We start from the raw sequence: 11,507 nt of genomic DNA, 5'->3' as shown, positions 1-11,507 counted from the left end.
TTTTGATGTTCAAGGTATCCACTAGGGTGAATCGAGGTTATCCAACACACGGTTTACTGCCAGTTCCCCCAACATGATCGACTGCTGAATCCCCAGCAGTGTGTTGCTTTGCGATCCTTCCAGATACCTCGCGAAATCGCTCGCCATGACGTTGGCTGATGCCAGGGATTCACAGGCGTATTCCAGCAGGGTGTGGTTGTCGATATCGGGGGCGATGAGGAAGATTTTGCTTGGTTGGCGTGGAGCATCCGGATCGGTGTCCGGTAGGTTTGTTGTTGTATTCGTCATGTTTCGGCTACCTACAAAGTGGAGCCACCGAGTCGCTACTAATCAAAAGGGTGGCAGCCGTACGCAGGTTAGTAGACCGGGAAACACGAACCGGCGCGCCCGAGAGCGCCCTACGCACAGCTACCATCAAAGTGCAGGCATGAAATTACCTGACTATCCGGCATGCAAATGCGCATCGTGTAAACACGGGCTACTAAACCCGATCACTGGAAATCAGTGACGCGAATCAAGTTACCGATGGCCCCCAAAGCGCACAAGCCGGCGGATTCTGGAGTAGTTGTAGGCAATGCCGCAAGGCGCTGTGGCCTGTTCAAGGTAGTTCGGAAATGTCTTACACCCTTCAGCGAAGCGTCCGCTATGGCATCGGTAACTGCTCCTTTTTTGGTGAACTTGCGGACGCTTTCGCGAGCAAGCTCGCTCCCACAGGGATTTGCGGTGTGAACCGATTTTTGTTCCACCCCCTATCCACTGTGGGAGCGGGCCTGCCCGCGATTGACTGCGAAGCAGTCACGCCTTCAGCGGCTCAACCTTACGCGTCAACAACTCCACAAACGCCTTCGCCATTGGCGACTTCTGATCCTTACGCTGCACCAGCCACACTGCCGACACCGCCTCTGGATCGAGCAGAGGCCGATAGACCACCCCTTCGATGCGCATCCGCTGATAGGACGCCGGCAGCACGGATACACCCAACCCCGCCGCCACCAGACCAATGATCGTCATCGCCTCGCCCGCCTCCTGTGCAAAGTGCGGACTAAACCCCGCATCCCGCGCCAGGCTGAGCAATTGCGCGTACAGACCACTGCCATAACTGCGTGGGAAAAATACGAAGGGTTCGAGCCCCAGAGCTGACAGAAACAAGCCTTCTTCGCTACCGGTCACCAACGGATGCTTCGAGCTGAGCACCGCCACCAGCGGCTCACGCATCAACTCCACCACGCTGAGCGAGTCCGGCAACCCAAGCGGCCGCATGATCCCGACTTCAATCGACTCATCCACCAACGCATCGGCGACCTGGGTGCTGCTCATCTCCCGCAGGTTCAGGTGCACCGCCGGAAATCGCTGGCGAAACGAAAAAATCGCCTGTGGAATGGTCGAGTTGAACGGCGCCGACGAGGTGAAGCCGATCTTCAGTTCGCCCAATTCACCCAACTGCGCACGCCGTGCAACATCCGCCGCCTTGTCGACCTGCGCCAACACCAGCCGCGCCTCTTCCAGAAACAGCCGACCGGCTTCACTGAGTTCGACCCGACGATTGGTCCGCTCGAACAACCGCGCGCCCACCTCCTGCTCCAGCGCCTGAATTTGCTGGCTCAAGGGCGGTTGCGAGATGCCCAGCACCTGAGCGGCGCGGCCGAAGTGCAGCTCTTCGGCGACAGCGATGAAGTAGCGCAGGTGACGCAATTCCATGAAAACTCCATTAGGTCGTTAAACCTATCAAACAGGTCGAACAATATATTGGATTGAATCATTAGGCAGCTATATGCTTTTTTCATTGCCTGACCGGCTGCGTCCTCCGAGGTCCGAAGTGAAAACTGCTGTCGCTCCACTTGCCCATGAAGTTCCGCCCGCAGCGGTGGACGATGTTGTCGCCGAACTACAGGAGATCTACATCGAAAAAGGCACACCGATGTTCATGCGCACGGTGCTGGCGCTGTTCTCCGGCGGCTTCGCGACCTTCGCTCTGCTCTATTGCGTGCAACCGATGATGCCGCTGCTGTCCCATGAGTACTCCATCAATGCGGCCCAGAGCAGCCTGATCCTGTCGGTCGCCACCGGCATGCTCGCCATTGGTCTGCTGATCACTGGCCCGATCTCCGACCGTGTCGGACGTAAACCGGTGATGGTCGCCGCGTTGTTCGCCGCCGCACTCTGCACAATCGCCAGTTCAATGATGCCGAGCTGGCACGGCGTGTTGGTGATGCGCGCGCTGATAGGGTTGTCGTTGAGCGGTCTGGCAGCGGTCGCCATGACTTACTTGAGCGAAGAGATCCACCCGCAGCACATCGGCCTGGCCATGGGCTTGTACATCGGCGGCAACGCGATTGGTGGAATGTGCGGACGCTTGATCACTGGCGTGTTGATCGACTTCGTCAGCTGGCACACGGCGATGCTGGTGATCGGTGGTCTGGCCCTGATCGCGGCGGCGGTGTTCTGGAAAATCCTCCCCGAGTCACGCAACTTCCGCGCCCGCTCATTGCACCCGCGCAGCTTGATTGACGGCTTCACCATGCACTTTCGCGATGCCGGCCTGCCGTTGTTGTTCCTTGAAGCTTTCGTGCTGATGGGCGCGTTTGTCACGCTGTTCAATTACATCGGCTATCGCCTGCTGGCCGCGCCTTACAACATGGACCAGGCGTTTGTCGGGTTGCTGTCGGTGGTGTACCTGTCGGGGATTTACAGCTCGGCGAAGATTGGCTCGCTGGCCGACAAACTAGGCCGGCGCAAAGTGCTTTGGGCGACGATCGTCCTGATGCTCGCAGGCCTTGCACTGACCATGTTGACGCCGCTGCCAGTGGTGATCATCGGGATGCTGATCTTCACCTTCGGCTTTTTCGGCGCCCATTCGGTGGCGAGTAGCTGGATTGGCCGCCGCGCCATTAAAGCCAAGGGGCAGGCGTCGTCGCTGTATCTGTTCAGCTATTACGCCGGGTCGAGCATCGCGGGTACGGCGGGCGGGGTGTTCTGGCACATGGGCGGGTGGAACGGGATCGGGTTGTTCATTGGCGGGTTGCTGGTGATTGCGCTGCTGGTGGCGTTGAAACTGGCGAAGTTGCCACCGCTCGGCGGTGTAAAGGCCTAAACACAAATATCCAGTCAACCATAAACAACTGTGGGAGATTCTATGTTGCAGGGCAACCCCGCAACTTCAGGCCGGCTGGTATTTGCTCTGATTTTTCATCAGGGCAAATGCCACCCGGCAGAGTTTCCGGGCAAGGGCCACCAATGCCTGGGTTTTCGAGAAGCCTCTTGCCAAATATGACTCGTAAAACGGTTTCCATTTAGCTGAGCGACAGGCTGCCATTGCGGCGTTGTAAGCCAACCGGCGTACTTCCGGATCCCCTTTTTTGGTCAAGTGCCGGGGGCCGTTCTTCTTCCCGGAGTCATCGACCGTAAGGTCCATCCCTAGAAACGCGATGAACGCATCACTATTGGCAAAATCACCGCGCATAAAGGTCGTCGCCAACCCGGTTGCAGTCAGTTCGCCAACCCCTTCGATGGCTTTGCAGCGGTCGATATTCTCTTCAATACCCGCCTCTTTGCAGACCTTGCGCAGCAGTTTCTGAATGGCCTGATCCGCTTGCTTGAAGGCCTTTTGCTGGGCGGTCTGCACTTTCTTCAACAAGGGTTCATTGGCCCAGCTCAGCATCAGACCGGCATGGTTCTGGATTAGCGTTGCACGCCTGTGGAGCAGGCTTTTCAGCGAGGTGTAGGCCTTGGGTGGCGGGCTCCAGATCCGCAGTCCGTCTTGTTCGTTCGTCAAATAACGCGCCAGCAGACGGGCATCGCAGGGATCGTTCTTGGCTCGCTGGCCGATGCCGCGGCGATAGTTGCTCACCCGATAAGCATCCACGACATAGACCTGGTGACCCATCGCATGGGCCAACTCGACAGTGTCCAGGTGGTAGATGTTGGTGGCTTCAACGGCGATAGCGCTTTGGGCGGGCAATGTTTTAAGCCAGCGTTTAAGGGCTGTTCGATCGTTCTTGATGGCGTCAGTGGTTTGCAGGTCGGAGCGATAGATAACTATTTCAGCCTTGGCGATATCGATGCCAACAACCGTCTGCGAAGTAAGGATTGTCATGACGAATCCTCGGAGCTAGGGTTTAAGAGCTTGTCGGGGTCTACCGTTGCGCTGGCTTGCCTCTATCGTCGGTTTTACCGATGAATTCCTTATCGGCGCTTTGGGTAGAAAGGGCGGGACGAGAAGTCTCCCACGGTCTGTACTGGTCAGAGTCAGAATCGAGCTTTTAGTCCCGCCCACCCCTTCAAGTCTAAACATACAAGCGAGCTTGCTCGCGATGGCGGTATAACAGACAACTTAGATGTTGAATGTTATGGCCTCATCGCGAGCAAGCTCGCTCCCACAGAAAAGCAGGGTGTTTGTTAACCCGTCACGATCACTCGTGATACTGCGCCGACAGTTCGTGCACCGCGCGCAGGAAGGCGCCGGCGTGTTCCGGGTCGACTTCAGGCGTAATGCCATGGCCGAGGTTGAACACGTGACCGCTGCCTTTGCCATAGCTGGCGAGGATGCGGCCGACTTCGGTACGAATCGCTTCCGGCTTGGCGTACAGCACGGTTGGGTCCATGTTGCCTTGCAGCGCGACTTTGCTGCCGACGCGATCACGGGCGTTGCCGATGTCGCAGGTCCAGTCCAGGCCGAGGGCATCAGCGCCAGCGTCGGCGATGCTTTCCAGCCACAGGCCGCCGTTCTTGGTGAACAGGATGACCGGCACTTTGCGGCCTTCGTGTTCGCGGATCAGGCCGCTGACGATTTTGCGCATGTAGGCCAGGGAGAACTCCTGGTACGCCGCCGCCGAAAGGCTGCCGCCCCAGCTGTCGAAGATCTGCACCGCTTGCGCGCCGGCCATGATCTGGCCGTTGAGGTAGCTGGTGACCGTCTGCGCGAGCTTGTCCAGCAGCAGGTGCAAGGCTTGCGGGTTGTCGTAGAGCATGGTTTTGGTCTTGCGGTAGTCTTTCGACGAGCCGCCTTCGACCATGTAGGTGGCCAGGGTCCATGGGCTGCCGGCGAAGCCGATCAGCGGCACGCGGCCGTTCAGTTCGCGGCGGATGGTGCTGACCGCGTCCATGACGTAGCCGAGGTCTTTGTGCGGATCAGGAATCGGCAGCGCTTCGATGTCAGCCATCGTGCTGATGACTTTCTTGAAGCGCGGACCTTCACCGGTTTCAAAGTACAGGCCCTGGCCCATGGCATCGGGGATGGTCAGGATGTCGGAGAACAGGATCGCCGCGTCCAGTTGTGGGTAGCGGTCGAGTGGCTGCATCGTGACTTCGCAAGCGAACTCCGGGTTCATGCACAGGCTCATGAAGTCGCCGGCCTTGGCACGGCTGGCGCGGTATTCCGGCAGGTAGCGACCGGCCTGACGCATCATCCAGACAGGCGTGACGTCTACGGGTTGCTTGAGCAGGGCGCGAAGGAAACGGTCGTTCTTCAGGGCAGTCATGTCGGCATCCGGAAAAAAAGTGCGGGCATTTTCTCAGAGCGCGACGCAAAAGGCACGGCAAGAGCCGCGCCTTTTGTCTATCGGGTCAATTTGTCGCGCCAGTCAAACGCGACGCCACGCCTCCTGAACCCTTGCCGGAGGTGCAAACAGACGTGTTGTTGAGGGCTCGTCACATCTGCTCGCACTCTTCCAAGACCCGCTTAACAGCGAATTAACCGTCCCTTCCTAGCATCCGCGCCTCTTTAAGGAGGGGTGTCGATGTATAGAAAACTGCATTTCGCGTCAGGTTCACTGGTACTGGCCATTATTGTCAGCGGTTGTACTCAGGCATCCGACACGCCGGAATCCGCCTCTGTAAAGGTCAGCATCGAAACCCTGGAAGCCAGGCCCCTTTCCGTCAGCAACGAATTGAGTGGACGGGTTGCGGCACCGCGAATCGCCGAAGTACGCGCCCGCGTGGCTGGGGTAGTGCTCAAAAGTGTGTTCGAGCAAGGCAGTGAAGTGAAGCAGGGTGACGTTCTGTTTTACATCGACCCTGCGCCCCTTCAGGCTGATCTGGACAGCGCCCTGGCCGGGCTGAAAGGAGCTCAAGCCGATGCCTCACGCGCGCGCCTGCAAGAACAACGCTATCGCCGATTGATCTCGGGCAATGCGATCAGCGCCCAGGAATATGACAACACGCGCGCGGCCGCTCAGCAGGCCGAGGCTGACGTCACGGCCAACCAGGCGATGGTGCAACGCGCGCGCCTGAACTTGAGTTATTCCACCGTGACCGCCCCCATCTCCGGGCGCATCGGTCGCGCATTGGTGACGGAGGGCGCCTTGGTCGGGCAGAACGAATCGACACCGCTGGCGCTGATTCAGCAACTGGACCCGATCCACGTCGACCTGACTCAATCAACCCGTGAGCTCAACGAACTACGCCGTTCGTTCCGCTCCGGCCAACTGCAACAACTTGGCCAGGACCAAGCCAAAGCCACGCTGATTCAGGACGATGGCAGCCTCTATTCGTTGCCCGGCAAGCTGCTTTTCAGCGACATCAGCGTCGACCCCGGCACTGGCCAGATCATCCAGCGCAGCGAGTTTCCCAACCCCGATCTCGACTTGCTGCCCGGCAGCTTCGTGCGGGTGCGGCTGGAGCAGGCTATCGATCAACGCGGCATCAGCGTCCCGCAGCGCGCCATCGTACGCAACAGCGCGGGATTACCCCAAGTAATGCTGGTCGATGACGAACTGCGCGTGAGCCTGAAAACGGTGCAACTGGGCGCGGTGAATCATCACCGATGGATCGTCACTGATGGCCTCAAATCAGGCGATCGCATCATCGTCGAAGGTCTGCAACATGCTCGTCCCGGCGAAAAAGTCGAGATCGACAACTCCCCTCTTCCACTTGCCCAGACGACTGGTCAGTAAGCAGGACGCTTTTTTATGCCGCAGTTCTTTATCGACCGTCCGGTGTTCGCCTGGGTGATTGCGCTGTTCATCCTGCTCGCCGGCGCATTGGCTATACCGCAGTTGCCAGTGGCGCAATACCCCAACATTGCCCCGCCGAAAATCGAAGTTGTCGCCACCTATCCTGGGGCTTCGGCGCAGGCGATGGATCAAAGCGTCGTCAGCCTGATCGAGGAAGAGCTCAGCGGCGCTGATCATCTTCTGTATTTTGAGTCGCGCAGCAGCCAGGGCTCCGCCACGATCACCTCGACCTTCAAACCGGGCACCAATCCCGAACTTGCGCAGGTCGACGTGCTCAATCGCCTCAAAGTCATCGAGTCGCGCCTTCCCCAAGCGGTGATAGAACAGGGCTTGCGCGTGGAGAAAGTCTCCACAGGTTTCCTGTTGTTCATCTCGCTGATCGGCACCAGCGATGATGTCGACAACGTTGCGCTTAGCGACTACCTGGCGCGCAATGTGGTCAACGAAATCAAGCGCCTGGACGGCGTCGGCAAGGTCCAGATGTTCGGCTCCGAGCGAGCCATGCGCATTTGGGTCGATCCGCAGAAACTCATCGCTTTCAACCTGACACCGGCAGACGTCAACGCTGCGATCGCCGCTCAGAACGCGTTGATAGCGGCCGGCAGCCTCGGGGAATTACCGGTGAGCAGCAGTCAGGAAATCACCGCGACGGTCCTTGTTGAAGGCCAATTGTCGAGCCCCGAAGCGTTCGCCGACATTGTGCTGCGCGCCGACATCAGTGGGGCCATCGTTCGCCTGGGCGACGTCGCCCGGGTCGAAATCGGCAGCCAGGAATATCAGTTCGGCACGCGTCTCAATGGCCAACCTTCCAGCGAATTGGGGGTGCAACTGACGCCCGGTGGCAACGCATTGAGCACTGCGACACTGGTGCGCGCGAAGATGGATGAGTTGACGCGCTATTTCCCGGCTGACGTGAAATACCAGATCGCGTATGACACCTCGCCTTTCGTCAAGGTCTCGATCACCAAAGTGGTTTACACACTGCTCGAAGCGATGGTGCTGGTGTTCGCGGTGATGTACCTGTTCCTGCAAAACATCCGCTACACATTGATTCCGACGCTGGTAGTGCCGGTGGCCTTGATGGGCACCTTCGCAATCATGCAGGTGCTGGGGTTCTCCATCAATGTGCTGACCATGTTTGGCATGGTGCTGTCGATCGGCATCCTGGTGGATGACGCTATCGTGGTGGTGGAGAACGTTGAACGAATCATGCTCCAGGAGCGGCTCTCGCCCAAGGAAGCAACGCGCAAGGCAATGAAGCAAATCAGCGGCGCCATCGTCGGCATTACCGTGGTGCTGGTTGCCGTGTTTATCCCGATGGCGTTCATGCAAGGCTCGGTTGGGGTCATTTACCAGCAGTTCTCCCTGACCATGGCCACGTCGATACTGTTTTCGGCATTCCTTGCCCTGACCTTGACCCCGGCGCTGTGCGCCACGCTGCTGAAGCCCTTTGAACCGGGCGACCACGCTGCCCGCGGGTTCTTCGGATGGTTCAACCGCCGATTCGAACAACTGACCGACCGCTATCAGGACGGGGTCGCTTATGCGCTGAAACGCAGTGGGCGTTATCTGTTCATCTATGGCGGGCTCCTGATTGTGCTGGTGGTGAGTTTCACTCGCCTGCCCTCCTCGTTTCTTCCGGTCGAAGACATGGGCTATACAATCACCGACATTCAATTGCCCCCCGGTGCGAGCCAAAATCGTACGGTCGAGGTCATCAAGCAGATCGAAGCGCATAACGCCACCGAGCCGGGTGTGGACAACAGCACGTTCGTTCTCGGTTTCAGTTTTTCCGGCAGCGGACAGAACGCCGGATTGGGTTACACCGTGCTCAGGGATTGGTCGCAGCGGGGTAGCAATGACACGGCGGCCGCCATCGCCGAACGCGCGAACGCGGTCGTGAGCCAGATCAAAGGGGCGGAAGTGTTCGTTGTTTTGCCGCCCCCGATTGATGGGCTTGGCACTTCCAGCGGTTTCGAATTCCGTTTGCAGGACCGTGGCGGACTTGGCTATGCAGCGCTGATGAAGGCGCGCAGCGATTTGCTGGAAGCAGCGCAAGCCAGCCCGATCCTGATCAACGTCCGCGAAAGCGCCCTGGCCGAAGCGCCGCAGGTAAAACTGGACGTCGACCGCCGACACGCCAATGCGCTGGGTGTCTCCTTCGCCGATATTGGCAACGTAGTGTCCACAGGCATCGGTTCGGCCTATATCAATGACTTCCCCAATCAGGGGCGGATGCAACGGGTGGTGGTCCAGGCTGAGGGCGACCAGCGCAATCAGGTCGACGATCTGCTGAAGATGCACGTGCGCAACAACGAGGGAAAAATGGTGCCTCTATCAGCCTTCGTCCAGGCCAAATGGATTCAAGGACCTGCGCAATTGAACCGTTACAACGGCTACCCGTCGATCAGCATTTCCGGCGAACCGGCCCCCGGCTACAGCACCGGCGAAGCCATGGCGGAAATCGAACGCCTGGTGGCGCAAGGCCCGGCGGGCTTGGGGCAGGAATGGACTGGGCTATCGTTGCAAGAACGCTTGTCCGGCAACCAGGCGCCGATTCTGCTCGGCTTGTCGCTGCTGGTGGTGTTCCTGTGTCTGGCGGCGTTGTACGAGAGTTGGTCGATTCCGACGTCGGTGCTGTTGGTCGTGCCTCTTGGCGTGCTCGGCGCGGTCCTGGCGGTCACCCTGCGCGAGATGCCCAACGATGTATTCTTCAAGGTCGGTTTGATCACCATCATTGGCCTGTCGGCGAAGAATGCGATTCTGATCATCGAATTTGCCAAGAGTCTCTATGACGAAGGTCACGATTTGATCGACGCCACGCTGCAAGCCGCGCGGTTGCGGTTGCGGCCGATTGTGATGACGTCGCTGGCGTTCATTCTTGGTGTGGTGCCGCTGGCGATTGCCACGGGCGCCAGTTCGGCGAGCCAACAGGCCATCGGCACGGGCGTGATCGGCGGAATGATCACCGCGACGCTGGCGGTGGTGTTTGTACCGGTGTTTTTTGTGGTGGTGATGCAACGGGTGAGAACCCGCCGTCGCTGATGATCAATTGCAGGAGCGGGCTTATTCGTACAGAACAAGCCCGCTGCCACATGTTGACCGTACCGCAGATCAGGACCGAACGTTAAACGCCCAGGTAATCCAGGATCCCCTCGGCGGCATTGCGGCCTTCGAAGATCGCCGTTACCACCAGGTCGGAACCGCGAACCATGTCGCCACCGGCGAAGATTTTCGGGTTGCTGGTCTGGTGCTTGTACTGACCTTGCTCCGGGGCTACAACGCGGCCCTGGCTGTCGGTCTGGATGCTGTGCTGTTCGAACCACGACGCCGGGCTCGGACGGAAACCGAACGCGATGACCACGGCATCAGCCGGGATGATCTCTTCGGAACCCGGAATCGGCTCGGGGCTGCGACGGCCACGGGCGTCCGGTTCGCCGAGACGGGTCTCGACCACCTTCACGCCTTCGACGCGGTCTTCACCGACGATCGCGATTGGCTGGCGGTTATAGAGGAATTTCACGCCTTCTTCCTTGGCGTTCTTCACCTCTTTGCGCGAGCCCGGCATGTTCGCTTCGTCACGACGATAAGCGCAGGTCACCGACTTGGCGCCCTGGCGAATCGACGTACGGTTGCAGTCCATCGCCGTGTCGCCGCCACCCAATACCACGACCTTCTTGCCTTTCATGTCGACGAAATCTTCCGGCGACTTTTCAAAGCCCAGGTTGCGATTGACGTTGGCGATCAGGAAGTCGAGCGCGTCATGCACGCCCGGCAGGTCCTCACCGGCAAAGCCGCCCTTCATGTAGGTGTAGGTGCCCATGCCCATGAACACGGCATCGTACTCTTCGAGCAGTTGCTCGACGGTCACGTCCTTGCCCACTTCGGTGTTCAGACGGAACTCGATGCCCATGCCGGTGAAAACTTCGCGACGATTGCTCAGCACGGTCTTTTCCAGCTTGAACTCGGGGATGCCGAAGGTCAGCAGACCGCCGATTTCCGGGTTCTTGTCGAACACCACCGGGGTCACGCCGCCGCGTACCAGCACGTCGGCACAGCCCAGGCCTGCCGGGCCTGCGCCGATCACCGCAACACGCTTGCCGGTCGGTATGACCTTGGACATGTCCGGACGCCAGCCCATGGCGAACGCGGTGTCGGTGATGTACTTCTCGACCGAACCGATGGTCACCGCGCCAAAACCGTCGTTGAGGGTGCAGGCACCCTCGCACAGACGATCCTGCGGGCACACCCGGCCGCAGACTTCCGGCAGGGTGTTGGTCTGGTGCGACAGCTCGGCAGCCTGGAGGATATTGCCCTCGGCCACCAGCTTCAGCCAGTTCGGAATGAAGTTGTGCACCGGGCACTTCCATTCGCAATACGGGTTACCGCAACCCAGGCAGCGGTGGGCCTGATCGGCCGAATGCTGGGGTTTGAAGGGTTCGTAGATCTCCACGAACTCTTTCTTGCGTTGACGCAACAGTTTCTTCTTCGGATCCTTGCGCCCGACATCGATGAACTGGAAGTCGTTATTCAGACGTTCAGCCATTGTTAAAACCT

At 59.1% G+C, this 11,507-nt stretch carries 7 protein-coding genes and 1 pseudogene; 3 read left to right on the top strand and 5 right to left on the bottom strand.

Going from position 1 to position 11,507, the window contains the following annotated elements; translation table 11 throughout:
- Nucleotides 1-21: 21 nt before the first annotated feature.
- Both ACMXYH_RS03100 and ACMXYH_RS03095 read right to left on the bottom strand, forming a co-directional pair.
- On the bottom strand, nt 22-288 hold the full coding sequence (locus ACMXYH_RS03100; RefSeq protein ID WP_415766260.1) for a DUF6124 family protein: 267 nt from the start codon (nt 286-288) through the stop codon (nt 22-24).
- 507 nt (nt 289-795) lie between these two features.
- On the bottom strand, nt 796-1,698 hold the full coding sequence (locus ACMXYH_RS03095) for a LysR family transcriptional regulator (RefSeq protein WP_415766259.1): 903 nt from the start codon (nt 1,696-1,698) through the stop codon (nt 796-798).
- 166 nt (nt 1,699-1,864) lie between these two features.
- On the opposite strand from ACMXYH_RS03095, the gene ACMXYH_RS03090 reads away from it, so the two are divergent.
- On the top strand, nt 1,865-3,091 hold the full coding sequence (locus ACMXYH_RS03090) for an MFS transporter (protein ID WP_415767650.1): 1,227 nt from the start codon (nt 1,865-1,867) through the stop codon (nt 3,089-3,091).
- A 40-nt stretch (nt 3,092-3,131) separates the two neighbouring features.
- Here ACMXYH_RS03090 and ACMXYH_RS03085 read toward each other — a convergent pair.
- Nucleotides 3,132-4,093 (bottom strand): annotated as a pseudogene (locus tag ACMXYH_RS03085) (IS110 family transposase).
- Nucleotides 4,094-4,409: 316 nt separating this feature from the next.
- The gene (gene hemE / locus ACMXYH_RS03080) at nt 4,410-5,477 is read right to left on the bottom strand and encodes a uroporphyrinogen decarboxylase (protein WP_129439148.1); all 1,068 of its coding nucleotides are present in this window, start codon (nt 5,475-5,477) and stop codon (nt 4,410-4,412) included.
- A 258-nt stretch (nt 5,478-5,735) separates the two neighbouring features.
- On the opposite strand from hemE, the gene ACMXYH_RS03075 reads away from it, so the two are divergent.
- On the top strand, nt 5,736-6,890 hold the full coding sequence (locus tag ACMXYH_RS03075; protein WP_415766258.1) for an efflux RND transporter periplasmic adaptor subunit: 1,155 nt from the start codon (nt 5,736-5,738) through the stop codon (nt 6,888-6,890).
- Between the two features lie 15 nt (nt 6,891-6,905).
- Nucleotides 6,906-9,995: a multidrug efflux RND transporter permease subunit gene (locus tag ACMXYH_RS03070; protein ID WP_415766257.1), complete on the top strand. Its 3,090-nt coding sequence runs from the start codon at nt 6,906-6,908 to the stop codon at nt 9,993-9,995.
- Between the two features lie 82 nt (nt 9,996-10,077).
- Here ACMXYH_RS03070 and ACMXYH_RS03065 read toward each other — a convergent pair whose 3' ends face one another.
- A complete protein-coding gene (locus tag ACMXYH_RS03065) occupies nt 10,078-11,496 on the bottom strand; it encodes an FAD-dependent oxidoreductase (protein ID WP_008149580.1) in 1,419 nt (472 codons plus the stop codon).
- Between the last annotated feature and the right edge of the window lie 11 nt (nt 11,497-11,507).

The sequence above is a fragment of the Pseudomonas frigoris genome, assembly GCF_047758635.1.
Classification (GTDB): Bacteria; Pseudomonadota; Gammaproteobacteria; order Pseudomonadales; family Pseudomonadaceae; genus Aquipseudomonas; species Aquipseudomonas frigoris.
This window is presented reverse-complemented; position numbering and strand designations above follow the sequence as displayed.